18 protein-coding genes and 3 pseudogenes are annotated in these 23,690 nt (G+C 62.9%); 13 read left to right on the forward strand and 8 right to left on the reverse strand.

What is annotated here, in order from left to right; translation table 11 throughout:
* The first annotated feature begins 1,043 nt into the window (after positions 1-1,043).
* The 3 genes from K289_RS0128780 to K289_RS0128790 all read left to right on the forward strand — a co-directional run bounded on the left by K289_RS0128780 (position 1,044) and on the right by K289_RS0128790 (position 5,298).
* Positions 1,044-2,771: a DUF3363 domain-containing protein gene (locus K289_RS0128780; protein WP_027554665.1), complete on the forward strand. Its 1,728-nt coding sequence runs from the start codon at positions 1,044-1,046 to the stop codon at positions 2,769-2,771.
* A gap of 90 nt (positions 2,772-2,861) precedes the next feature.
* Complete coding sequence (locus K289_RS0128785; RefSeq protein ID WP_027554666.1) at positions 2,862-4,838, forward strand: conjugal transfer protein TraG; 1,977 nt, start codon at positions 2,862-2,864, stop codon at positions 4,836-4,838.
* Between the two features lie 10 nt (positions 4,839-4,848).
* Positions 4,849-5,298 carry a hypothetical protein gene (locus K289_RS0128790; protein WP_027554667.1) on the forward strand — a complete coding sequence of 150 codons (450 nt, stop codon included), beginning with the start codon at positions 4,849-4,851 and terminating at the stop codon, positions 5,296-5,298.
* Positions 5,299-5,488: 190 nt separating this feature from the next.
* On the opposite strand, the gene K289_RS47885 is transcribed toward K289_RS0128790, so the two are convergent.
* From K289_RS47885 to K289_RS0128820, 7 genes are all read right to left on the reverse strand, one after another.
* Positions 5,489-6,103 carry an SGNH/GDSL hydrolase family protein gene (locus K289_RS47885; protein WP_051310909.1) on the reverse strand — a complete coding sequence of 205 codons (615 nt, stop codon included), beginning with the start codon at positions 6,101-6,103 and terminating at the stop codon, positions 5,489-5,491.
* A gap of 24 nt (positions 6,104-6,127) precedes the next feature.
* The gene (locus tag K289_RS0128800; RefSeq protein ID WP_027554668.1) at positions 6,128-7,156 is read right to left on the reverse strand and encodes a TauD/TfdA family dioxygenase; all 1,029 of its coding nucleotides are present in this window, start codon (positions 7,154-7,156) and stop codon (positions 6,128-6,130) included.
* A gap of 16 nt (positions 7,157-7,172) precedes the next feature.
* Positions 7,173-7,949, reverse strand: a complete 777-nt coding sequence (locus tag K289_RS0128805) for a class II aldolase/adducin family protein (RefSeq protein ID WP_245284026.1) — start codon at positions 7,947-7,949, stop codon at positions 7,173-7,175.
* A 503-nt stretch (positions 7,950-8,452) separates the two neighbouring features.
* Positions 8,453-8,662: a hypothetical protein gene (locus K289_RS50755; RefSeq protein WP_156918237.1), complete on the reverse strand. Its 210-nt coding sequence runs from the start codon at positions 8,660-8,662 to the stop codon at positions 8,453-8,455.
* A gap of 629 nt (positions 8,663-9,291) precedes the next feature.
* Positions 9,292-10,065, reverse strand: a complete 774-nt coding sequence (locus K289_RS0128810) for a phytanoyl-CoA dioxygenase family protein (RefSeq protein WP_198024788.1) — start codon at positions 10,063-10,065, stop codon at positions 9,292-9,294.
* A gap of 19 nt (positions 10,066-10,084) precedes the next feature.
* Positions 10,085-10,852, reverse strand: a complete 768-nt coding sequence (locus K289_RS0128815; protein ID WP_027554671.1) for an NTP transferase domain-containing protein — start codon at positions 10,850-10,852, stop codon at positions 10,085-10,087.
* Between the two features lie 189 nt (positions 10,853-11,041).
* Entirely contained in the window at positions 11,042-12,160 is a 1,119-nt protein-coding gene (locus tag K289_RS0128820) for a 2-aminoethylphosphonate--pyruvate transaminase (protein WP_027554672.1), read from the reverse strand.
* A 391-nt stretch (positions 12,161-12,551) separates the two neighbouring features.
* On the opposite strand from K289_RS0128820, the gene K289_RS0128825 reads away from it, so the two are divergent.
* Positions 12,552-13,265 carry a class I SAM-dependent methyltransferase gene (locus K289_RS0128825; RefSeq protein WP_084788754.1) on the forward strand — a complete coding sequence of 238 codons (714 nt, stop codon included), beginning with the start codon at positions 12,552-12,554 and terminating at the stop codon, positions 13,263-13,265.
* A gap of 420 nt (positions 13,266-13,685) precedes the next feature.
* Here the strand turns inward: K289_RS0128825 and K289_RS45465 are convergent.
* Positions 13,686-14,246: pseudogene (locus K289_RS45465) on the reverse strand (recombinase family protein); the annotation flags it as partial.
* Positions 14,247-14,508: 262 nt separating this feature from the next.
* Between K289_RS45465 and K289_RS0128835 the strand changes: the two are divergent.
* The 9 genes and pseudogenes from K289_RS0128835 to K289_RS53135 all read left to right on the forward strand — a co-directional run.
* Positions 14,509-15,711, forward strand: coding sequence for a cytochrome P450 (locus K289_RS0128835; RefSeq protein WP_027554674.1), 1,203 nt, complete (start codon positions 14,509-14,511; stop codon positions 15,709-15,711).
* Positions 15,712-15,804: 93 nt separating this feature from the next.
* Positions 15,805-17,094 carry a cytochrome P450 gene (locus K289_RS0128840; protein ID WP_027554675.1) on the forward strand — a complete coding sequence of 430 codons (1,290 nt, stop codon included), beginning with the start codon at positions 15,805-15,807 and terminating at the stop codon, positions 17,092-17,094.
* A gap of 1 nt (position 17,095) precedes the next feature.
* Positions 17,096-17,404, forward strand: coding sequence for a ferredoxin (locus K289_RS0128845; protein ID WP_027554676.1), 309 nt, complete (start codon positions 17,096-17,098; stop codon positions 17,402-17,404).
* Positions 17,391-18,224, forward strand: coding sequence for an SDR family oxidoreductase (locus tag K289_RS0128850; protein WP_027554677.1), 834 nt, complete (start codon positions 17,391-17,393; stop codon positions 18,222-18,224). Before K289_RS0128845 ends, K289_RS0128850 begins: the two co-directional genes overlap by 14 nt.
* Positions 18,224-19,567, forward strand: coding sequence for a cytochrome P450 (locus tag K289_RS0128855; protein ID WP_027554678.1), 1,344 nt, complete (start codon positions 18,224-18,226; stop codon positions 19,565-19,567). Before K289_RS0128850 ends, K289_RS0128855 begins: the two co-directional genes overlap by 1 nt.
* Before the next feature lie 153 nt (positions 19,568-19,720).
* The gene (locus K289_RS0128860; RefSeq protein ID WP_027554679.1) at positions 19,721-20,719 is read left to right on the forward strand and encodes a polyprenyl synthetase family protein; all 999 of its coding nucleotides are present in this window, start codon (positions 19,721-19,723) and stop codon (positions 20,717-20,719) included.
* Positions 20,720-20,955: 236 nt separating this feature from the next.
* A pseudogene (locus K289_RS45470) lies at positions 20,956-22,505 on the forward strand (hypothetical protein).
* Positions 22,502-23,404: a hypothetical protein gene (locus K289_RS0128870; RefSeq protein WP_027554680.1), complete on the forward strand. Its 903-nt coding sequence runs from the start codon at positions 22,502-22,504 to the stop codon at positions 23,402-23,404. Before K289_RS45470 ends, K289_RS0128870 begins: the two are co-directional and overlap by 4 nt.
* A 28-nt stretch (positions 23,405-23,432) precedes the next feature.
* Positions 23,433-23,590, forward strand: a pseudogene (locus tag K289_RS53135) (type 2 isopentenyl-diphosphate Delta-isomerase); the annotation flags it as partial.
* Positions 23,591-23,690 lie beyond the last annotated feature (100 nt).

The following is a 23,690-nucleotide window of genomic DNA, read 5'->3' on the forward strand; positions in this document are numbered from 1 at the left end:
TCTGGCCCTCGGTGCGCAAACCAGCTCGTTGCGCTCCACACGATAACGGAGCCTCTCGAATGATCGATCCGAGCGCCAGCTTGCCCCCGATACCTGTGCACGCCCGACGCCGCGCGGTTTCTCAGGATGTCCCGCCGCACGATGGAAAAGCACCGAGTTCATGGCACGAGCGCTAACCTATCGCAAGCTCGGTGACCGCGCCGCTTATACACGCGGAGATCTCGCTGCAATAAGACGTCGATCAGCGATCTCGGCGTGGGCGAGGTCTTGCCGGCGAAGGGCCACACGCTCACTACGTATGTGGGCGCGGAGCGACGCCGACCCACGGACACCAATCGTCGGCCAGGTGGCGCTGCTACTGGGATCGCGATCCAACTGCATCCATCCAGCTCTTCTCGGCAGCGTCACCCTACGTGGCAGGCACGGTCAAATTGCCTAGGGAAAGTCGAATCGTGACGGTCCAATCAATTTCCACTCGGCAACTTTCACAGCCAATGTTGAATCCGCGCCGGAACATGGCACGTGGACACCGAGGATCCGCCGCGCTCCTCATGAGACGCAGACCTGCGTCGTTAGGCTTGCACCTTGATCGGCATTGAACCGCACGTAGGCGGTACGTCGCTCGCCGTTCACTGGGAGCACGCAACAGCATTCGTTGAGCGCTTCAATGACTCATCGACCGCTGGGATGAGGACATTGCAATTTCGTTGGATCAATAGAGTGAAAGGCCCCGCTGGGCAGGGCGCGTGCACTGGTGGCCCGTACGGCCGGATTGTTGGTGCAGCGATCACGCGAGCTGCAGTGCCGGCGATCGCGATCGCATTTCGTCGCACGTTGTCGGAGAGTATCGGAGTTTCGAGAGTGCAGGGACTCGCCAAGCGCGGATGGCAGGATAAAAGCCGCAAGGTGCGGCCGGTCGGTCGGGGTAGGCAACACTAGGAAATTTCAGCGACGCTGCGAACATTGCGAATACACGGCAAAACCTTGCGTCTTCCGGCAACACATCAGTCTTGCTCGGTTTTCGGCACATTATGGAGCATATGATGGCTGGTAACGACGATTTCCGCGTCCGTCCAGGTCGGATCCGCTCGACACGCGCGCCACGAACAAAACCGTTCCTGGCGCAGGCGCTTCAGGCCGCACAGAAGGCGGGCGGGCTCTCCCGTGGCGCGGGTCGCCTCGGCAGCAGGTTCGGGCGCGGGCGCGCGGCAAGCGTTGCCGCAGGCCGTCTTCTGCAAGACCGCGGCCGCAGCGCCATGGTCAAGGCACGCGTCGTGCGGCGGCCGCGTTCGCCAGGTAGCCTGCGAGCCCATGTCGGATATTTGAAGCGTGACGGCGTCACTCGCGACGGATCATCTGGCAAGCTGTTCGATGCTGCCGGCGATGAGGCTGATGGACGCGCCTTCGTCGAACGCTGTGAGGACGACAGGCATCATTTCCGGTTCATCGTCTCGCCGGACGACGCCACGGAGCTCGCAAACTTGCGGAGCTTTACCCGTGAGCTCATGGATCAGGCAGCGCGCGATCTCGGCACGCGGCTCGACTGGGTTGCCATCGACCATTGGAACACCGAGCACCCCCATATCCACATTCTCGTGCGCGGCCGAGCCGACGATGGCTCCGACCTGGTCATCAGCCGCGACTATATCGGCAAAGGCCTGCGCGCCCGGGCCGGCGATCTCGTCACGCGTGAACTTGGTCCTCGATCGGAGCTGGAGGTTAGGCGTGGCCTTGAGGCGGAGGTGACGGCCGAACGCTGGACACGGCTCGACAGGGCGCTGGCCCGGGAAGCGGGAAGGGCGGATGGAGTGATTGATCTGCGGCCGGAGCGGGCGGGTGGGACCGAACCGTTGCGGCAGATCCGGATTGGCCGAATGCGGGCGCTCGAGCGGCTGGGACTCGCTGAGCCCGCGGGGGCCGCCCGCTGGGTTCTGGCTGCCGACACGGAGCAGCGCTTGCGTGCTCTTGGGGAACGCGGCGATATCATCAAGCGGCTGCATAAGACCCTCGCGAAGGATGGCGCTTCTCGTGCGCCATCGTCCTGGGCGCTCGAGGGTGAACGTCATGGCGAAGCCGTCATCGGTCGCCTCATTGCCCGTGGGCTTGATGATGAGCTCAAGGGAACCGGGTTCGCAGTCGTCGATGGGATCGACGGGCGCGTGCATCACCTCAAACTCCACGATCTCGAGGCCGCGGGCGACGGTCCGATCGGCGGCATTGTGGAGCTAAGGCGCTTCGAGGATGTGAGGGGCCGCCAGCGCGTCGCGCTCGCTGTCCGCTCGGACCTCAACCTCGATCAGCAGGTAGCGTCGGAAGGGGCCACCTGGCTCGACCGGCGACTGGTGGCTCGTGAACCGGCAGACCTCTCGCGCGCAGGATTCGGAGCCGAGGTCCGCGCGGCACTCGATCGCCGGATTGATGTGCTTGCGCAGCAGGGGTTGGCCCGCCGCGACGGCGGCAAAGTCACACTCGGTCGCAGCCTCATCGGAACGTTACGCCAGCGCGAACTCGGCAGCGTCGGAAAACGGATCGCGGAAGAAACAGGGCTGGCGCATCTGCCCGCCGAGGCAGGCGCGTCCGTTGCGGGGGTCTACCGCCGAAGACTTTCACTTGGCTCCGGCCGCTTCGCCATGATTGACAACGGGCTAGGCTTCCAGCTTGTGCCCTGGACCCCGTCGCTCGAGCGTGAGCGAGGACGGCATGTCAGCGGTATCGCTGGTCCGGGCGGGATCGACTGGAGTTTCGGACGAAAGCGCGACCTGTCCCTCTGACCCGCCCATCTCTGCGCCATGCTGCGCATCACCACGATATGGTGAGTGTTGCCGTTGCACCACGGCCCGGGACGCGCGCATCTACGGCTTATGTCCGCTACCCGTATTCTCTGGGGGCAGCTGCTCTCCGTCTCGGCCCTCGTGCTCGCCTTCCTCTGGGTGGCCACCGAGTGGACGGCATGGCGTTTGGGTTTCCAGTCGCAGCTTGGGCCGGCCTGGTTCACGATCGGAGGCTGGCCCATTTACCAGCCGTTTGCTTTCTTCATCTGGTGGTTCGAGTTCGACGCCTACGCGCCGATGATCTTCCTCCAGGGCGCATGCATCGCCGTAAGCGGCGGGATAGCAGCCTTCGCCGTCTCCATCGCGATCTCGGTCTGGCGGGCAAAGGAAGCCCAGGAAGTCACGACGTACGGCTCGGCTCGCTGGGCGGATCTGCGGGAGGTTCGGCGTGCTGGACTTCTGGGAGCCGACGGGGTCGTGCTCGGCCGCTTCGCAGACCGCTACCTCCGGCATGATGGGCCGGAGCATGTCCTCTGCTTTGCTCCGACCCGGTCCGGTAAGGGCGTTGGCCTTGTCATTCCGACGCTGCTGACCTGGCCGAGCTCTGCCATCGTCCATGACATCAAGGGCGAGAACTTCCAGTTGACCTCGGGTTGGCGCGCCCGGCTCGGCCCGGTGCTGCTGTTTGACCCGACCAACCCCGCGAGTGCGGCCTACAATCCCTTGCTCGAGATTCGCAAGGGCGATTGCGAGGTGCGCGACGCCCAAAATGTGGCAGACATCCTTGTTGACCCCGAAGGCGCGCTGGAGCGCCGCAATCACTGGGAGAAGACAAGCCACTCCTTGCTTGTCGGAGCAATTCTCCACGTCCTCTATGCGGAAGCCCACAAGACGCTCGCTGGCGTTGCGAACTTCCTGTCGGATCCCTCGCGCCCGATCGAGGCGACGCTGAATGCGATGCTGGCGACACCCCATTTGGGCGAGCGAGTCCATCCCGTCGTGGCATCGGCGGCGCGGGAACTCCTCAACAAGAGCGAGAATGAACGTTCCGGCGTGTTGTCGACAACGATGAGCTTCCTGGGACTCTACCGCGATCCTGTTGTCGCCAAAGTCACGGGGCGGAGCGACTGGCGTATTCGTGATCTGGTCGATGGACCTCGGCCCATCTCGCTCTACCTTGTGGTGCCCCCATCCGACATCGCCCGGACAAAGCCGCTGATGCGGCTCGTGCTCAACCAGATCGGACGGAGGCTGACGGAGAGCCTGGATACCGATCGGCAGCGTCAGAAGCTTCTTTTGATGCTCGACGAATTCGCAGCACTCGGCCGGCTCGACTTCTTCGAGAGCCAGCTCGCCTTCATGGCAGGTTACGGCATTCGCAGCTTCTTGATCACCCAGAGCCTGAACCAGCTCGAACGCGCCTATGGGCCGAACCACGCGATCCTCGACAATTGCCACGTCCGGATTGCGTTCTCCACCAACGACGAGCGCACCGCCAAACGTGTCTCGGATGCACTTGGGACGGCGACTGAGATGCGGGCGATGAAGAACTATGCCGGACATCGGCTGGCGCCATGGCTCGGCCACCTGATGGTCAGCCGCCAGGAGACATCCCGTCCGCTGCTGACCCCCGGAGAGGTCATGCAGCTCTCGCCGAGCGAGGCAATTGTGATGGTCTCAGGCGTGCACCCGGTGCGCGCTCGCAAGGCGCGGTACTACGAAGACCAGCAGTTTCAGCGTCGGATATTGAAGCCGTCTCCTCCCACCTCAGTCACCTTGGCCGCGCAGGGCGACGATTGGTCGAGCCGAAGGCCGATTTCACCCTCGATCGAGACGCGTGCGGGGGTAAAGCGCGCGGTCCACGACCCGAATGGCGGCATTCGCCGCGAGCCGGATCTGCCGGAGCAGGAGGAGGTTGTCATCACGGCGCCACTGGCTGAGAACGAATTTGACGCTCTGGCCGACGAGGGCGATTCTGATCCCCTCCTGGTGGCGTCCGTGAACCGTTCGGTGCAAGGGCTTGCGCGTTCCGTCAGCCTCGACCCGGACGACAAGATGGGCTTGTGAGCTGGGTGAGATGAAGAAAGCCCAGCTCAGCATCTATCTCGACCAGGAGATATGCTGTCAGCTCGAGGCATTCGCAAAGCGTCAGGGTAAGCCAAAGTCGCTGGTGGCCGAGGCTGCGATTGCATCCTTCCTTTCCCCTGATGATTCCGATCGGCGGGAAGCCGCGATCGCCAAGCGTCTCGACCGGATCGTGCGTGTGCTCGAGCGGCTTGAACGCAATGACGGTATCACGCTGGAAACGGTTGCCCTGTTCATTCGCTTCTGGTTGACGGCGACGCCGGCGTTACCGGAACAATCGAGCCCTGCAGCGCGGGCCAAGGGCGCGGAGCGCTACGATCGTTTCGTCGAAGCTCTCGGGCGGCGGCTTTCCAGCGGATCGACCATTATGAAGGAGGTGAGCCTCGAATCGAACGATGCAGAAAGTCTTGAGCCGATCAAAGACAACGCCAGTTCTACGTGATGGTGGCCCATTTCGATCGAAACTCCGTCGCATGGAGCTACAGGAGCAGGCTGTTAGCCATACGCCTGACGAGACCGCTAACATGGCAGACGGGCAGGCGTGAATATAGTCGGTTTAGCCGGTTCGGCCGGATCTCTGCTTTTCGCTAATCTGCGGAGTGAAAGCGGGGGAAGCGCACGCAGAGGCGCAGCTACATCATTCGCAAGATCTGATCCACGAGCGACGTAATCCACGTCTCGTAGCCCCGTTTGTTGAAATGGATGGCATCCGGCAACTTACCATCATCGCGAATTTCGGGCGCAATGAATGGAACGCCCGCCTGATGGAAGCGCTCCCGCATCATCACAAGAGTTGCCGGATCATTTGTCGTCGATACTCCGACCAGATTGGGCGTGTAGGTCCTAAGAGTAGTCAAGAGGTTTGAAAAGTCTGACCCCGAGGAGCTAGCATCATTGGCGCCCAGGGCGACAACCAGCATCTTCGGTTTGAAACCATCCAGGAGCCGGGGAGCGATAACGGCCAGTTCGCTAGCTCGGATCCCGCCTATACCTGCATTGACAACCTCGACACCTAAGAGGGTTAGAGGTAAGGGGGCCATCTCGACAATGCTATCCCCGAGTACAACAATGGGTTCTTGCGTCCGCGCTAAGGCGGCGCTGATGATGAATTGTCGCACGTTTCTATGGTTGTGAACGCTTTGCTGGGGGACCTCACTAATGCGCTTGGCTTTCTGAAGCTCGGAAAGCGAGACCGCGAATGCAATCAACAATGTGACGGACAGAAGCCAGGGTAGGACACGATACATTCAACCAGACCTACTGTCTCCGGATCACAAGTTTGCTCCTCCCTGCCCTTGGTGTTCCTGCACAGCTCGGTGTTCGCTGGAGCATTCAGAAAAGCAGGAATCCGGGATCAGATGACCAGTTGAGCAAAGATAGTTTGCGTTCAGACGATGCGAAATCATCAGCCGTTGCAGCCAACGATCTCGACCGTCGTAATTTGGTCGAAAGGCGCTTCGGCCATGGACGATGTGAGAGTTGTCCATGATTAATAAATCCCCGGCGTTCAAATGCAGCCCTGTTGTATTCGCGCCGATGGCAGTCCGCAGGTTATCGAGCACCTCTTTGGCCTCGTCGTTAAGAGCCGAAAGGTCATCGACATACTGATAAATGCCGCTATTCTGGTGCTCCTGCACAATCGCATGCGGCGCCGTATAGCCAATGCCATCCATCACGAGGCGCGGGCTATCAGTCCGAAATGCGTATAGAGGCGTCCGAAGCAGCCGTTGCGCATCGGATGGGAACTGTTCGATGACGCGACGGAGATCGCAAAAATGAGTTACGGCAGCATGGGCCGGATCGCCTCGCAAGCATAGTAGAGCGACGTAGTCAGGAGAAACGTCGCGAAAAGCCTTTTCCGTGTGCATTTGGAGCAGCACATTGTTTGTCCCCACTTGCGAGGTGGCGTGTTGCCGAATTGGATACTTGTTGTGAAGTAGATGCCCTCCCTCCCACTCACGATAGCTGTACGGGTTTCCGAACGCGGAGGCGATTGAGAAGAGGAGGCCTTCGTTGCCGACGCGTCCCAAGCCGGCCTCCCTGACCGGCTTGGTGGGGGTCGGCGGAAGATCGGCGCAGATCGGTAGACCGGTAACCAAGAGTACGCCGGAATATGGCGTGTTCGAGAATTCATTCAGCGCATTTTGGAATCCAAGGGGGAGATGGGCAAAACCCCTTCTGCCCTGATCAGCGGCAGCTATCGGGTCATTGTAGGGATCGGGAAAGCTCAAGGACCATTTGACAAAGCCGCCCAGGTCGAGCTGCGTAGCATCTAGGCGGCGGAGCAACTTATGCGTCATTTCAGCCTCCTCGAGGCTAGTTCATGAAATCCGGATCGGTTCGCTCCAGCAGACGTCTGAAGGCGGCCCATTCGACATCCGGCGTTTCTCCCGCTTCGATGCCGTCGTAGAAGCTTGCGTACTGTTGCGCAGCCCGGCGGGCAGTAGCCTCAGTGATCACCGTGAAATCCCCACCTGCAGCTTGAATTGCCAATTGCGCCTGACAAGATCGCTCAAGGTTGCGCATCAGCTTGAAGGATTCGGCAACGGAGCGTCCGCAGGTCAGCAAGCCGTGATTTCGCAGAATCATGACGGATCTGTCGCCGAGATCGGCAACAAGTCTGGCGCGCTCACCAATATCGAGCGCGATTTTTCCATAATCGTGATAGGCGAGGCTGTCTATGAACTGGAGCGACCATTGAGTGAGTGGCCGCAGACCAGCTTTCAGTGACGAAACCGCAACCCCGGCAATTGTGTGGGTGTGCAGCACGCACATTGCGTCTTTTCGTGCGGAATGAATCGTGGCGTGAATATTGAAGCCGGCCGGATTGATACCAAGTCCGAGGGGATCGTCGACGACCGTGCCGTCGATGTTGATCGTGACAAGGCTCGAGGCAGTCACTTCGTCAAAGCGCATCCCGAACGGATTGATCAGAAAGCGTTCGTGATCGCCGGGAAGGCGAGCCGAGATGTGGGTATAGATGCTGTCGTCGAGGCCGAGCCGATGAATCAGCCGGTAGGCTGCGGCAAGGTCAACCCGAATCTGCCGCATTGTATCTGTGGCGATCGCCTGATTCGGATGCGCTGTCATCATCGGCCTTTTCGTGATGCAAGACACCGGTCGTCGCCAGTGGCAGCAGCCGCTGGGTTGGCGGCTGCAAGCTCGACATCCTCAATCGAGCAATTGCTGTGCCAGCAAACACATCGCGCGATGGCTGTGTAAGGCAAAGCCCCGGTGCAGTCGGCGCCCTGCGCGTCGGCTTTCAGACGTAAGCGTCCGAAACCGTACACAACCGGCAAAAGACCAGGTTGTCGAACGGTGGCGGCCGCTGCCGGATATCCAATCCGTCAATGATTTCCCCAAGGCGAAGGGTGAACTGACGCGGTCGGCTGACTTCAGTTAGGTCTCTGGCCGACGGCAAGATCATTGAAGCCGTTCGCTCACGCTATCCTGCAGGAACAGGCTGAGGCTTAGTTATTCTGGTTTGGCAATAACTGGCGACTCCCAATTGCCGATCGCTCCATCCTTGTCGTTTAGACCGCGGCGAGTCTCACGCGCCAAAGATCTCATTGATGAGACTGGCAGCCTCATAGCAATCATCGCCAGCCATGTTGGGCAAACCAGCTCAACAGCGCTGAAAGGGCCGCAATAAGGAGACCACTGCACAAAGAGGCCCTTCCGCCGGCCACTTGCATCGACCGCAGGTAGAGAAAGGCTCCAAGCAGCGTTCCATAGTTCTTCCTGAAATCTCCGTTGAGTTTTGAAATCACGGCAAGATCCGAATGCGTGTCGCTTCGATCAGCCATCGTGGAACTTCCCCTTCTGAGTCCGTATGCACCACCTAGACCACTGTTTTGCCCGACGGTACAAGCGAAAATTCATAATTTCCGAACTCAAATTCGGGAGAAGCTGTTCGAAATGCAGGCGATGAAGAGCTGTGCGCGCGGCCACGATTGGGGAGGCAATTGTGAAGATCTCAGGCGTCCACGCGGTTCGCGCGTGCGAGGCGGACTCCGCTCCACAGCTTCAGTGTTGGATATTGAAGCCATCCGCGCGGGCTCAATCACTTTGGCCGCACCGACGCCGATTTCCCCTCGGTCGAGTCGCGCGCGGCGGAGCGAGCGGTCCATGATCCGAATGGCGGCACTCGTCGTGAGCCGACTGCCGGAGTAGAGGGGTCACTACTGCGCCGCAGGATGACAACGGACTTGACGCATTGGGACACGGGCCAATTCTGATCGGCTGCTGGCAGCATCCTTGAACCGCTCGATGGAAGGCTCGCGTTTTATCAGCCACAAATTATGGAAGCACTGTCCTTGCCGTTGTTTTCCTCGAGTCTACCCGAGGAAGCCGAAGTCATCCTGCTGTTGATCACGCTTAATCCATCATCGGTAACCTATCCGATCAACACAGGGAAAAATTCGTGGTGCGCGCGTCACACACGATAAGCGTAAGTCCTGTCCTTTCGTCGAGCAATATCCGGAGGATAGGTATCCCATTTGTGCAGGTAGTAGTCTTCTCTGTGGTCGCCATCTCGCAATCTATTATACGTAAGGTACATCGCGCGACGTGGACGATCGGATAAGTTTGGCTTTGAAGCATGAGGAGCGTAACTATCAAAGAAAAGCACGTCGCCAGGCGACAGCTCGACCGGTATGGGAGCTCTGTTCCCTACGGCGCTGATGGGTAGCGGGCTTCCTTCTGGCCCCAAAAGACCATCTTTGTGAAGACCAGGAAAGACTTCCAGGCACCCATTGGAAGTATCCGCGGCGTCAATAGCGATCAGCGCGGTGACAAACAGGCTAGCATAGCGGCTCCACCCGGCCTGTTGATCCTGATGAAGCTCAAATCCGGCGCCGCCAGGTAGCTTTAGGTTGATTTTTTCTTTGAAGAGACACACTGGCTCGCCTAGCAATTGAGTAGTGATACCGGCCATCAATGAGGACCGAACGCAATCGCCAAGTACATCGTCATGATCGGCGAAGTTCTCGATTCGATTGATCAACGGCGAAGCGTCTTTTCCGCTGGACTCAAAGTAGAGCCACGGGCCGTCCACTTGGGGCTCCGCAGCTTCAATGGCTAAGATATGCTCGCGAAGCTCCTGCGCGTTCTCAACAAGACCTGCGAATTTTACAAACCCATCCTTGTCGAACGACGCTCTCTTATTCTCCAAGTCCAACGAAGTGCAGCGTGAAAGATCAGCTTTCATTGTCATTGTCTCCTCCGTCTCACAAGGACGCGTTTCCAGACAAAGTCTCTTCTACCAGTGGAAATACATGGGTCTCGGCTCGTCGGAGATCGTCTTCGAAATCAATCTCGATCCATGGGAGGCCTGTGATGTCCTCAGGTGCGAATTTGTGAGATGCATTCAACAGAACCGGCTTTAAAGCCGCTTCGTATTCCAAACGGTCACCTCGGGCAGAGAGTAGCTGAGAACCTATCGCGCCAAGTTCGCGGCGAGCCGTCGGTCCAAGTTTGAAGAAGCCGACTGATTCGCCATACCAGTCGCCCAAATCGGCCGGCCGTTTCTCGAAATCGACGATCGTGTTTCCTCTTACGCAGAGCTTTACCGGTTCGGCGCCGACGGCCCCGTTACGATCGACGAGGACCGCATTCTGGCTCCGGGCACTGACGAGACGTTCAATGATCTCGCCATGGTAGAGCACGTCGGCGTCCATCAATAGGACCGTATCCGCGTCCAAAGATCCAATGTTGGCCGCCACAAGCGAAAAGAGACTTCCCTTCTCCTGCCACAAGACGGGGATTACGCGAACTGCGATGGCTCCACACTCACCTACAAGGGCCTGGAAAATTGCGGTCGCCTCATAACCGACCACAATGTCAATCCGCGTGATTCCAATTCTCCCGAGCGCTTCAATGTGACGAGTCAACAAGCTCTTCGATCCGAACCGCAGCAGCGCCTTGGGTACCCCCTTCATGCCCAGTCGGCTGCCAGCACCAGCGGCGAGGATGACTGCGTGAGCACTTGTACTCATCTCCGGCCTCGTGCACCTCTCAGGAATTGGTGTTTTGAGGGACTTATCTACGAGCTGTCGGCGGCGGACTACCATGACCTGAGGCTTGCAATCTCCTGCAAGAATTGGTGGGTCCATCACCGGTCACGGTAGGAAGACGGAATCGGACGACGTTCCGGCTCGCTAGGGCGAAGCAGACGCTTGGCCGCGCTAGCTGCGGCCTCTCTTGAGGCTCACAATCTCGCGACAAGCGTCAACCAGCGCCTCAAAATCGCTTGGTACAACGGCGCCTATGCAGCCAATACGGAAGCTATCTCTCATCGTCAGCTTCCCTGGGTATATTGAAAAACCTCGAGTTTGAAGCGCGACAAAAAGATCGTCAGATCGAAGATCTAGGTCGTCCAACGGCAAGAACGTGGCGATGATCGGTGCCTGAACTGCCGCATCAAGAAACATCCGGAAGCCGAGCTGCTCCATCCCAGCTCGGAGGGTAGAGAAATTTCGCTGATACCTCTTAAGACGCGCTGCTGGTCCCCCTTCTTCTTCCAGCAGAAGCAAAGCCTCGACCAGCGCCGCAACGACTTGCACGGGGGGCGTGAATCGCCATTGGCCATTGTTCTCGAATCCGCGCCATTGATCATATAGATCAAGAGACAGAGAAGGGATGTTGTCTCGTTTGGCCGCAGCGATCGCGCTCTTGTCTACAATGGAAAAGCCGATACCCGGTACGCCCTCGAGACACTTATTGCTGGAAGCAACGACGGCGGTAATTGGAAACTTCGACAGGTCGATCGGGAGTGCGCCGAAACTGCTCATGGCGTCCAATATCAAGCCGCGTCCGTGACCGAGTACGATGGAAGCGATTTGCTCAAACGGATTGAGTATTCCCGATGTTGTTTCGCAATGCACGAGCGCGACGTGGCTAATTGTCAGGTCCAGTGCAACTGCTTTGTCAACCTGCTGCAGGTCGATGGGCAAGTGTTCTGGCCAATGCAAGGCCAGAAATCGTCGGTTCAGGCGTCGCGCAATGTCGATCATGCGCTCCCCATAGGCGCCGTTCGACAGTATCAGTAGCTTATCATCGGGCTTGATCAGAGAGGCGAGTGTGGCTTCGACCGCGAAAGTGCCGCTGCCTTGGAGCGGTATTGCAACATGGGTCGGCGCGCCATTTACGACCGTCAGGAGCCGTTCGCGTAGCTGTCTTGTCATGTCGACAAAGGCAGGATCGCGAGATCCCCAGTCCTTCAGCATGACCGAGCGAGTTCGCGAGTGCGTGGTCAATGGTCCCGGCGTCAAGAGAAGTGGTGTTCTGGTCGGATCGGCGGTCATATGAATTCAGGCCTGCGGCTCTCAAGCAAAATTCGAACATGCGCGAGTGAGATGCCGGGACATCCAGGTCTCAATCCAACCGGACTTGATCCGGCCACCCAGGACTTTGCATGCTACGTGCCAAGAGGAACGCTGTAGAAGAGTACGGAGCTGTCGCACATTGCTCCACGTGGGTCGCCGACAAGTTGGCGCCACAAATCGGAGTGAGCTGGAGCAGCGGCGCGGCCATCGTTGAATGGCGACCTGCGTCAAGCTGTTTATCGGTCCCACGGCAGCACGCTTCGGAGACGCCACACTGGCGCCACCTGCGAGGCGTAGCATCTCTTCTTGAGGCGGTTAGGTGTTCTACTGGACGGCGGCAGACGTTTGAAAAGCGACAACGGTTGTAGCAATGCGTACACATCTCGACGACGCCACAAGATCCATGGACGAAATCGCTAGCGATTTGCGCTCACTTTCCGATGAGCTTGACCATCGCCATCGTCAACAGCGCAAGGTGCAGTTCCTATTGGATATTCGCGGTTATCTCGCGATGAACAGATTGGTGGGAGACTACATCGAGTTTGGACTGTTTCGCGGCGAGATGATGTTTAGTGCCCACCATATCCTGGATCGCTTGGGCGTAATCACGCGGTATGTTGGCTTCGAAAGCTTCGCAGGGGAGCCAGAGATGACAGAACAGGAGCGGTCAATGCTACCCTTCCTGAAGCCGGGTGACTATTGTGCGGACGAACAAGCCACTCGTGAGTTTCTTGAAAAGAACATCGGGCCCGAGCGGTTACGCATAGTGAAGGGTGACTTTCGCAACGAATCAACGAGAGGAGAAGAGCCGAGCCAACCCGTGGCCGTCGGTGTGATCGACTGCAATCTTCCGTCATCTATTGAAGCGGCGTGCGGCGCATTGCTACCTCGGATCGTACCAGGCGGTGTACTATTCTTGGATGATTACTTCCTGAACGTCGGCAAACGGGGCTTCTGGCACACGCAAGCGCTTACAGATGTCGCAAGGCGGTCTGATCGGCGGCTTGTCTATTTTCAGACCTACCCACCCTGCGCGCGAGCCTACATTGCCTTCGATGCACCCGAGCGAAATCGTCCGTGCTGAGCAAGGAGGATTTGCCGTCGTGCGCGGCGCTAGATCCGCCGTTCCAGGCACAAATGGGCCGACCTGGTCATGTCGTCGATGTCATCGATGTTGCCACGGGCGCCAGGCAACCGGATGAAGCAGAGGGAGCCATCGCGGTGTTATCACCCGATCCGGTGATGTTTCTCGGCTACTGGAATAATCCTGAAGCGACGCGCGAAAAGTTCGTAGAAGGTCCTGATGGCAAATGGCTCCTAACAGGGGATCAAGGAATACGCAATGTCAATGGCCGGCCCCGCTTTCAAGGACGCAGCGAAGACGTGATTGGGTCTGCCGGCTACGGAATTGGTCCGGCAGAGATTGAAGATTGCTTACTCGACTCACGAGGCGGGCCGTATTGCTGGAGTCGTGGCTAAGCTTGATCCGCTTCGCGGGCGCCACGGAGCCCATCCAACCGACCCGTGCCAGGGTCTCGATCAGCGTGGTTCGCTTGACGCCGAAGTTGCGACATACCGCCGCTTTGGACATGCCGCCGTCCAGCGCGGCGATGATGGCGTCCAGCTTCTCGCCGGTGATCGCCTGCGGCCGGCTGCGTTTGCGTGCGGCGGCCAGGCCGGCGACGACACGCTCCTGGATCAAAGCGCGCTCATACTGCGCGAGCGCGCCGAACACCTGGAACAGGAATTCGCCCGAGGGTGTCGTAGTGTCCGGGTTCTCGGTCAGCGAGCGGAACGCCATCCGATTGTCCTTGAGCGAGATCACGATGGCGAGCAGGTGCGACAGCGAGCGGCCGAGCCGGGCGAGTTTCCACACGACCGGCACGTCGCCGGGCCGGACGAATTCGAGCGCCCGCGCCAAGCCGGTGCGGTCATCCTTCGCGCCCGAGGCGTGATCCTCGAACAGGTGAAGCGGATCAACGCCGGCGGCGAGCAGCGCATCGCGCTGCAAGTCCGTGCTCTGGCGGTCGGAGTCCGGCGACACGCGCATGCAGCCAACCAACATAGGCGCATACCCATCGGAAATAGGTTTCCGCGTGGCGACAGTGTTTTCCGCAAATTATTCGTCACCGGGCGTTTAGCTTAGGGGGGGCTACTACAAGATTCGGTAGTTGGCTAAAGCCAAATTGAGGCCCTAGGGTCCGGCCGCCTTCCCCGCCGATCATCATCGACGAACAGAAGTGAACGCAAGCGCACGTAAAGCCGCTGCCCGCAGCGCCTGCCGGTCACCTTCCGGCCTTCCATCGCTTAGAGAGCGAAGTGCCACCATGTCTGAACAACCCTTGCCGACGCTGCCGATGTGGCGCGTCGATCACATCGAGCCCTCGCCCGAGATGTTGGCGCTGCGCGCCAACGGTCCGATCCACCGCGTGCGCTTCCCGTCCGGGCACGAAGGCTGGTGGGTGACAGGCTATGACGAGGCCAAGGCGGCGCTGTCTGACGCGGCGTTCCGGCCCGCGGGAATGCCGCCGGCGGCATTCACCCCGGACTCGGTGATTCTCGGTTCGCCGGGGTGGCTGGTCTCGCACGAGGGGGGCGAGCATGTGCGGTTACGCACGATCGTGGCGCCGGCCTTCAGCAACCGCAGGGTGGAGCTACTCGCGCAGCAGCTCGAGGCGATCGCCGCGCAGTTGTTCGAGTCGCTGGCGGCCCAGCCCCAGCCCGCCGACCTGCGGCGCCACCTCTCCTTTCCGCTTCCGGCCATGGTCATCAGCGCTCTGATGGGCGTGCTCTACGAGGAGCACGCGTTTTTCGCCGGGTTGTCCGACGAGGTGATGACGCACCAGCATGAAAGCGGCCCGCGCAGCGCGTCGCGCCTGGCCTGGGAAGACCTGCGCGCCTACATCCGCGGCAAGATGCGAGACAAGCGCCAGGATCCGGGCGACAACCTGCTGACGGATCTGCTCGCGGCGGTCGACCAGGGCAAGGCAACCGAGGAAGAGGCGATCGGCCTGGCGGCGGGCATGCTGGTGGCGGGGCACGAGAGCACCGTCGCGCAGATCGAATTCGGCCTGCTGGCCATGTTCCGCCATCCACAACAGCGCGAACGCCTGGTCGGCGATCCATCCCTGGTGGACAAGGCGGTGGAGGAAATCCTGCGCATGTACCCGCCGGGCGCGGGCTGGGACGGCATCATGCGCTATCCGAGGACCGACGTGACCATCGCGGGCGTGCATATTCCCGCGGAGAGCAAGGTGTTGGTCGGCCTGCCGGCGACGTCGTTCGATCCGCGCCATTTCGACGACCCGGAAATCTTCGACATCGGACGCGACGAAAATCCGCACCTGACCTTCTCCTACGGGCCGCACTACTGCATCGGGCTGGCGCTGGCCAGGCTGGAACTCAAGGTGGTGTTCGGTTCGATCTTCCAGCGCTTTCCCGCGCTGCGCCTGGCCGTGGCGCCCGAAGAACTGAAGTTGCGCAAGGAGATCATCACTGGCGGGTTCGAGGAGTTCCCGGTGCTCTGGTGATGCGCGGACGCCGCCGGGGATCGCGATCTTCTCCGCAATTTGCCGGCGGCCTGGCGCGCGCCGGTCAGATCAGCCAGCCAACAGGTAACCAAAATGGACGTGCAAGAAACCACGGCAGCATGCCGGGACGCCTTCGCCGAACTGGCGTCGCCAGCGTGCATCCACGACCCGTATCCGTTCATGCGGTGGTTGCGCGAGCACGATCCGGTGCATCGCGCGGCGTCGGGCCTCTTTCTGTTGAGCCGCCACGCCGACATCTACTGGGCGCTCAAGGCCACGGGCGATGTGTTTCGGGGACCGGCGCCGGGCGAACTCGCGCGCTATTTCCCGCGTGCGGCGACCAGCCTGTCGCTCAATCTGCTGGCGTCCACGCTAGCGATGAAGGAACCACCGACGCATACGCGTCTGCGCCGGCTGATCTCGCGCGATTTCACCATGCGCCAGATCGACAACCTGCGGCCGAGCATCGCGCGCATCGTCGCGGCGCGCCTGGACAGCATGGCGCCCGTGCTGGAGCGCGGGGAGGCGGTGGACCTGCATCGGGAATTCGCGCTGGCCTTGCCCTTGCTGGTCTTCGCCGAACTGTTCGGCATGCCCCAGGACGACATATTCGGGCTCGCCGCCGGCATCCGCGCCATTCTGGAAGGCCTGAGCCCGCACGCCAGCGATCCCCAGCTCGCCGCGGCGGACGCGGCCAGCGCAAGAGTGCAGGCCTACTTCGGCGACCTCATACAGCGCAAGCGCACCGATCCCCGCCACGACATCGTGTCGATGCTGGTCGGCGCACACGACGACGATCCCGACACGCTGTCGGATGCGGAGTTGATCAGCATGCTGTGGGGCATGCTGCTGGGCGGCTTCGCCACCACTGCTGCGACCATCAACCATGCGGTCCTGGCGATGCTGGCGTATCCCGAACAGCGGCACTGGCTGCAGGGAGACGCCGCGAGGGTGAAGGCATTCGTCGAAGAAGTCCTGCGCTGCGACGCGCCTGCCATGTTCAGCTCCATTCCGCGTATCGCCCAGCGCGACATCGAACTGGGCGGCGTGGTGATCCCGAAGAACGCGGACGTGCGCGTGCTGATCGCGGCCGGCAATCGCGACCCGGACGCCTTCGCCGATCCCGACCGCTTCGATCCCGCGCGGTTCTACGGCACGAGTCCTGGCATGTCGACCGACGGGAAGATCATGCTGAGCTTCGGCCACGGCATCCACTTCTGCCTCGGTGCGCAACTGGTCCGGGTGCAGTTGGCCGAGAGCCTGCCGCGGATCCAGGCGCGCTTCCCCACGCTGGCATTGGCCGAGCAGCCGACCCGGGAGCCCTCCGCGTTCCTTCGAACGTTTCGCGCGCTGCCGGTGCGGTTGCGTGCGCAGGGGGGCTGAGATGCGCGTCGTGGTCGACCATGATCTGTGCGGAACCACCGGGCAGTGCGTGCTGACGCTGCCGGGCACCTTTCGCCAGCGCGAACCGGACGGCGTGGCCGAAGTGTGCGTGGCGACGGTCCCGCAGGCGCTGCACGCCGCCGTGCGGCTCGCGGCCAGCCAGTGTCCGGTCGCCGCCATTCGGCTCATCGAAAGCGACGCTGGCGATGACGAGCGCGCCAGCGCCGACCCTGCGCCTTCTCCGGCAGTGGCCGAGCGGCATGCCGCGAAAGACCAACGCAATCCAGGCGGACACGATGGGACGGTTTGAAGGCAAGGTGGCCGTGGTGACCGGCGCCGGCGCCGGCATCGGCAAGGCATGCGCCCTCGCCATCGCGCGCGAGGGCGGCAGAGTGGTGGTGGCCGACATTGATGGCTCGGCGGCCATCGCCTGCACCGCGCAGATCGCGGCCGAAGCGGGCCACGCGCTGGCCCTGGCGATGGACATCGCCGATGCGCAGGCGGTGGCAGCGCTGTTCGAGACGGCGGAGCGGCACTTCGGTGGGGTCGACCTGCTGGTTAACAATGCGAGCGCCATGCACCTGACCCCGCGCGACCGCGCGATCCTCGACCTGGATCTGGCGGTCTGGGATCAGACCATGGCGACCAATCTGCGCGGCACGCTGCTCTGCTGCCGACACGCCATCGCACGGATGATCGCCCGCGGCGGTGGCGCGATCGTCAACATGTCGTCGTGCCAGGGGCTCAGCGGTGACACCGCGCAGACATCCTACGCCGCGTCGAAGGCGGCGATGAACATGCTGTCGGCCTCGCTCGCCACCCAGTACGGTCATGCGCAGATCCGCTGCAACGCGGTTGCGCCGGGTCTCATCATGACCGAGCGTCTCCTCGCCAAGCTGGATGAGTGCATGCAAGGGCATCTGCGCCGGCACCAGCTCCTGCCGCGCGTCGGCCGCCCCGAGGACGTGGCCGCGCTGGTGGCGTTCCTGCTCTCCGACGATGCGGCGTTCATCACCGGCCAGGTCGTGTGCATCGATGGCGGCATGCTGGCGCATGTGCCGACGTATGCCGACGGTGGCAACAGCCGCGCCGCGCGGCCTGCCGGCGACACCGCGGCGCCGCGCTGCTGATGGACATGCTGCTCAACCCGCTGGACCGTCGGCAGCGACTGCGGTGCGACATCCCGGTCGTGCCCGGCGCTTTCCCCCTGGTCGGGCATCTTCCCGCCATCGTCTGCGACCTGCCGCGCCTGCTGCGGCGCGCGGAACGGACGCTGGGCAGCCACTTCTGGCTGGATTTCGGCCCTGCCGGACACCTGATGACCTGCGTGGATCCGGATGCGTTCGCACTGCTCCGGCACAAGGACGTGTCCTCGACGCTGATCGAAGAGATCGCGCCCGAATTGCTTGGCGGAACGTTGGTCGCCCAGGACGGCGGCGCGCACCGGCAGGCGCGCGATGCGATCAAGGCGGCGTTCCTGCCCAAGGGGCTGACCCAGGCCGGCATCGGCGAGCTGTTCGCGCCCGTCATCCGGGCGCGGGTGCAGGCGTGGCGCGACCGCGGCGACGTAACCATCCTGCGCGAAACCGGCGACCTGATGCTCAAGCTCATCTTCAGCCTCATGGGAATCCCCGCGCAGGACCTGCCGGGATGGCATCGCAAGTACCGGCAACTGCTGCAGTTGATCGTCGCGCCCCCGGTCGACCTGCCCGGACTGCCCTTGCGGCGTGGCCGCGCCGCCCGCGACTGGATCGACGCGCAGTTGCGCCAGTTCGTCCGCGACGCGCGCGCGCATGCCGCGCGCACCGGGTTTATCAACGACATGGTGAGCGCCTTCGATCGCAGTGACGATGCGCTCTCCGATGACGTCCTGGTCGCCAATATCCGCTTGCTGCTGCTTGCCGGTCACGACACCACCGCATCGACGATGGCATGGATTGTGATCGAGCTGGCGCGACAGCCTGTGCTGTGGGACGCCCTGGTCGAGGAGGCGCAACGCGTGGGCGCGGTGCCGACCCGGCACGCGGACCTGGCGCAGTGTCCGGTCGCCGAGGCGCTGTTCCGCGAGACGCTGCGCGTGCATCCGGCGACCACGCTCCTGCCGCGTCGCGCGCTGCAGGAACTGCAACTCGGCCAACGGCGCATTCCCGCGGGCACCCATCTGTGCATCCCGCTGCTGCATTTCTCGACCTCGGCGCCGCTGCACGAGGCGCCTGATCAGTTCCGCCTGGCGCGGTGGCTGCAACGCACGGAGCCGATCCGGCCAGTGGACATGCTGCAGTTCGGCACCGGCCCACACGTCTGCATCGGCTACCACCTGGTATGGCTGGAACTGGTGCAGTTCTGCATCGCCTTGGCGCTGACCATGCACAAGGCCGGGATGCGGCCGCGGTTGCTGAGCGGCGTCGAAAAAGGCCGGCGCTATTACCCGACCGCACATCCGTCCATGACAATCCGCATCGGATTCTCATGAGCTGGCATCGCATGCCCGTATGGCGAGGCAGCGGCGCCGGCGACGCGCGGCATTGCTGCACTCGGCGCGCGCGCTCGGTGCGACGCAGGTAACACCGCGGCGGCTCGCCGCTCGCCGTGGCCGTCTGCTGTCAGGTACAAGGACATGAACAACATGCAGACCGGTTCTACGCTACACGACGACCGGACTGGCGTTTCCGCGCTCGGCGGATTGGGCGCGCAGGCGCGCGACGCATCCGGCAGGCTGCTTTCGGAGATCTGGATGCAGGACGGCGCAAAGAGGGTCGAACAGGCGCTGGCGCGTCTTCTCTGCGCCGAAGACGACGGTGAGACCGAGCTGATGGCGGCGATGCGCTACGCCACCTTGCACGGCGGGAAGCGCACCCGCGCCTTGCTCTGTCTGGCTGCCGGCGCACTGGCCGACACGCCGGCGCACATGCTCGACGACGTCGGCGCCGCCATCGAGATGATGCACGCCTGTACCCTGGTCCACGACGACCTGCCCGCGATGGACGACGACGTGCTTCGCCGCGGCCTTCCGACCGTGCATGTCAAGTTCGGCGAAGCCACTGCGATCCTGGTCGGCGATGCGCTGCAGGCGCACGCCTTCCTGACCCTGGCGAGCCTGGATGCGCCGGGCGACAACCGTATCGCGCTCGTGCGCGAACTGGCGCAGGCGGTGTCCGCCGAGGGTGCCGCAGGCGGGCAGGCCATGGATCTGTCGCTGGTTGGAAAGCACGCCGAGCTGGACAGGATCGTGGCGATGCACCGGATGAAGAGCGGAGCACTAGTGCGCGCGTCCGTTCGCATGGGCGCGCTATGCGCCATCGCGGAGGATGCCGCGCAGGCTGCGCTGTACTGTGCGCTCGATCGCTACAGCGCCTGTTTCGGCCTGGCGTTGCAGGTGGTCGACGACATTCTCGACGCGACAGCGGATACCGCGACGCTGGGCAAGACCCCCGGCAAGGACGCGGCAGTGCAGAAGCCGACCTGCGCGTCGATCATGGGGTTGCAGGCAGCGCGCCAGTTCGCGCTGGATCTGTTGCGCGACGCTGGGGACGCCATCGCCCCGCTGGGGCCGCGTGCGGAACGGTTGGCGCAGATCCTGCAGCGGGCCAACGTGTATCTGTCCAAGCACGCGCCATGCGCATGAGCGCGCCCGTCCGCATGGAGTCGCCCCTGTGCCGCTGCGATCGGCCGGCGGCAGCGGTGCATGCTGCACTGTGTCCGAGTCCGCGGCGCCGATCGCAGCGGTTGCCCAGCACGGCCGCGGCGGACGCGGCGCGCTGCGCGCAAGCCTATGCGCCGGGCCGCGACGGGCCTGCGGCGACGTGCGCGGCGTCTGCCCGATCCGGTTCTCGTCAACCGTCTGCAGAAGGAACATCCCGCGTGAACGCGCTGTCCGAACAGATCCTCTCCGAATTGCGCCACCTGCTGAGTGAGATGAGCGATGGCGGCAGCGTCGGTCCGTCCGTCTACGACACGGCGCGAGCTCTGCAGTTCCACGGCAACGTCACCGGTCGGCAGGACGCATACGCGTGGCTCATCGCGCAGCAACAGGCCGATGGCGGATGGGGAAGCGCGGACTTCCCGCTGTTCCGCCATGCGCCCACGTGGGCGGCGTTGCTGGCATTGCAGCGTGCCGATCCTCTTCCCGGCGCTGCCGACGCAGTCCAGGCTGCAACCAGGTTCCTCCAGCGCCAGCCCGATCCCTACGCGCATGCGGTGCCGGAAGACGCGCCGATCGGCGCGGAGCTGATCCTGCCGCAGTTCTGCGGCGAGGCCGCATTCTTGCTGGGCGGCGTGGCGTTTCCGCGCCACCCGACACTGTTGCCGTTGCGGCAAGCGTGCCTGGTCAAGCTGGGGGAGGTGGCGACGTTGCCGAGCGGCCATCCGTTGCTGCACTCCTGGGAAGCCTGGGGGACGTCGCCGACCACCGCATGCCCGGATGACGACGGCAGCATCGGCATCAGTCCGGCGGCCACCGCCGCGTGGCGTGCGCACGCCGTGACACAGGAGAGCACGCCGCAGGTCGAGCGCGCCGACGCGTATCTGCAGGCGGCATCGCGGGCGACGCGCAGCGGCATCGAAGGTGTCGTTCCCAACGTCTGGCCGATCAATGTGTTCGAGCCATGCTGGTCGCTGTACACCCTGCATCTGGCCGGGCTGTTCGCGCATCCCGCGCTCGCCGAGGCGGTGCGCGTGATCGTCGCGCAGCTCGACGCCCGCCTGGGCGTGCGCGGGCTGGGCCCAGCCTTGCACTTCGCGGCCGATGCGGACGACACCGCCGTTGCGTTGTGCATCCTGCGCCTTGCAGGCCGCGACCCGGCGATCGATGCGTTGCGCCATTTCGAAATCGGCGAGCTGTTCGCCACTTTCCCCGGCGAGCGCAATGCCTCGGTGTCGACCAACATCCATGCCCTGCACGCGTTGCGACTGTTGGGAAAGCCCGCCGCCGGCACCAGCGCCTACGTCGAGGCCAATCGCAACCCGCACGGTCTATGGGACAACGAAAAATGGCACGTTTCGTGGCTATATCCCACCGCGCATGCGGTCGCTGCGCTGGCGCAAGGCAAGCCCCAGTGGCGCGACGAGCGCGCGCTGGCGGCGCTGCTGCAGGCGCAGCGCGACGACGGCGGCTGGGGTGCCGGTCGCGCGTCCACATTCGAGGAAACCGCCTATGCGCTGTTCGCGTTGCGCGTGATGGACGGCAGCGAAGAGCCGACAGGGCGCCGGCGCATCGCGCAGGCGGTGGCGCATGCGCTGGAGTGGATGCTCGCCCGCCATGCGGCGCATGCATTGCCGCAGACGCCGCTGTGGATCGGCAAGGAACTGTATTGCCCCACCCGGGTCGTGCGCGTGACCGAACTCGCCGGGTTGTGGCTGGCGCTTCGTTGGGGCGGCGCGTCCTGGCCGAGGGAGCAGGAGCGGCGTCATGATCCAGACTGAACGCGCGCTGCAGCAGGTGCTGGAGTGGGGGCGTTCCCTGACCGGGTTCGCCGACGAGCATGCCGTGGAAGCGGTCAGGGGCGGCCAGTACATCCTGCAGCGCATCCACCCGAGCCTGCGCGACACCAGCGCTCGCACCGGCCGCGATCCGCAGGACGAAACGCTGATCGTGGCGTTCTATCGCGAACTGGCGCTGCTGTTCTGGCTCGACGATTGCAACGACCTTGGCCTGATCGCGCCGGAGCAGCTCGCCGCGGTGGAGCAGGCGCTGGGGCAGGGCGTGCCGTGCGCGCTCCCCGGATTCGAGGGCTGCGCTGTGCTGCGCGCTTCGCTGGCCGCGCTCGCCTACGATCGTCGCGACTATGCTCAGCTTCTCGACGATACCCGGTGCTACTGCGCGGCGCTGCGCGCCGGACACGCGCAGGCGGCAGGGGCGGAACGCTGGTCCTACGCCGAGTACCTGCACAACGGCATCGATTCGATCGCCTACGCGAACGTATTCTGTTGCCTGTCGTTGCTGTGGGGGCTGGACATGGCGACCTTGCGCGCGCGTCCGGCGTTTCGCCAGGTCCTGCGGCTCATCTCCGCGATAGGGCGCCTGCAGAACGATCTGCATGGACTCGACAAGGACAGGTCGGCCGGCGAGGCCGACAACGCGGCGATCCTGCTGCTGCAGCGCTATCCGGCTATGCCTGTGGTGGAGTTCCTCAACGACGAGCTGGCCGGCCATACGCGCATGCTGCACCGGGTGATGGCGGAAGAACGCTTTCCCGCGCCGTGGGGACCGTTGATCGAGGCCATGGCGGCCATGCGCGCGCAGTACTACCAGACTTCGACCAGCCGCTACCGCAGCGACGCTGCGGGGGGAGGCCAGCGTGCGCCGGCCTGAACGCGCGGGAGGCGGCGGCGTGCGCGCGCTGCCGTCGGTCCGATCCGACCAACGCCGTCGCCCGATTCGACGGATGGAGCGAGCATGAGCGACACCGCCCTGAGCCGGCGCAAGGACGACCGTCTGGACATCGTGCTGGATCGGCGAACGGCGCCGGCCACGGTCGCCGCCGGCTGGGAGTACATAACGCCGCCGCGGTGAGGCAGAACCGGCCCGACGCGCATCCCTTCGCGAATATTGTCTCGGGGTCGTACAACACGACGAGAACCAGAAACCGAGGGTCATG

Origin of the sequence: Bradyrhizobium sp. Cp5.3 (assembly GCF_000426265.1) — a bacterium.
Classification (GTDB): domain Bacteria; phylum Pseudomonadota; class Alphaproteobacteria; order Rhizobiales; family Xanthobacteraceae; genus Bradyrhizobium; species Bradyrhizobium neotropicale.

Excerpts from the sequence above, each read along its gene's own strand:
- K289_RS0128780 (WP_027554665.1), top strand. The coding sequence starts at position 1,044 with ATGGCTGGTAACGACGATTTCCGCGTCCGTCCAGGTCGGATCCGCTCG.
- K289_RS0128785 (WP_027554666.1), top strand. The coding sequence starts at position 2,862 with ATGTCCGCTACCCGTATTCTCTGGGGGCAGCTGCTCTCCGTCTCGGCC.
- K289_RS0128790 (WP_027554667.1), top strand. The coding sequence starts at position 4,849 with ATGAAGAAAGCCCAGCTCAGCATCTATCTCGACCAGGAGATATGCTGT.
- K289_RS47885 (WP_051310909.1), bottom strand. The coding sequence starts at position 6,103 with ATGTATCGTGTCCTACCCTGGCTTCTGTCCGTCACATTGTTGATTGCA.
- K289_RS0128800 (WP_027554668.1), bottom strand. The coding sequence starts at position 7,156 with ATGACGCATAAGTTGCTCCGCCGCCTAGATGCTACGCAGCTCGACCTG.
- K289_RS0128805 (WP_245284026.1), bottom strand. The coding sequence starts at position 7,949 with ATGATGACAGCGCATCCGAATCAGGCGATCGCCACAGATACAATGCGG.
- K289_RS50755 (WP_156918237.1), bottom strand. The coding sequence starts at position 8,662 with ATGGCTGATCGAAGCGACACGCATTCGGATCTTGCCGTGATTTCAAAA.
- K289_RS0128810 (WP_198024788.1), bottom strand. The coding sequence starts at position 10,065 with ATGAAAGCTGATCTTTCACGCTGCACTTCGTTGGACTTGGAGAATAAG.
- K289_RS0128815 (WP_027554671.1), bottom strand. The coding sequence starts at position 10,852 with ATGAGTACAAGTGCTCACGCAGTCATCCTCGCCGCTGGTGCTGGCAGC.
- K289_RS0128820 (WP_027554672.1), bottom strand. The coding sequence starts at position 12,160 with ATGACCGCCGATCCGACCAGAACACCACTTCTCTTGACGCCGGGACCA.
- K289_RS0128825 (WP_084788754.1), top strand. The coding sequence starts at position 12,552 with ATGCGTACACATCTCGACGACGCCACAAGATCCATGGACGAAATCGCT.
- K289_RS0128835 (WP_027554674.1), top strand. The coding sequence starts at position 14,509 with ATGTCTGAACAACCCTTGCCGACGCTGCCGATGTGGCGCGTCGATCAC.
- K289_RS0128840 (WP_027554675.1), top strand. The coding sequence starts at position 15,805 with ATGGACGTGCAAGAAACCACGGCAGCATGCCGGGACGCCTTCGCCGAA.
- K289_RS0128845 (WP_027554676.1), top strand. The coding sequence starts at position 17,096 with ATGCGCGTCGTGGTCGACCATGATCTGTGCGGAACCACCGGGCAGTGC.
- K289_RS0128850 (WP_027554677.1), top strand. The coding sequence starts at position 17,391 with ATGGGACGGTTTGAAGGCAAGGTGGCCGTGGTGACCGGCGCCGGCGCC.
- K289_RS0128855 (WP_027554678.1), top strand. The coding sequence starts at position 18,224 with ATGGACATGCTGCTCAACCCGCTGGACCGTCGGCAGCGACTGCGGTGC.
- K289_RS0128860 (WP_027554679.1), top strand. The coding sequence starts at position 19,721 with ATGCAGACCGGTTCTACGCTACACGACGACCGGACTGGCGTTTCCGCG.
- K289_RS0128870 (WP_027554680.1), top strand. The coding sequence starts at position 22,502 with ATGATCCAGACTGAACGCGCGCTGCAGCAGGTGCTGGAGTGGGGGCGT.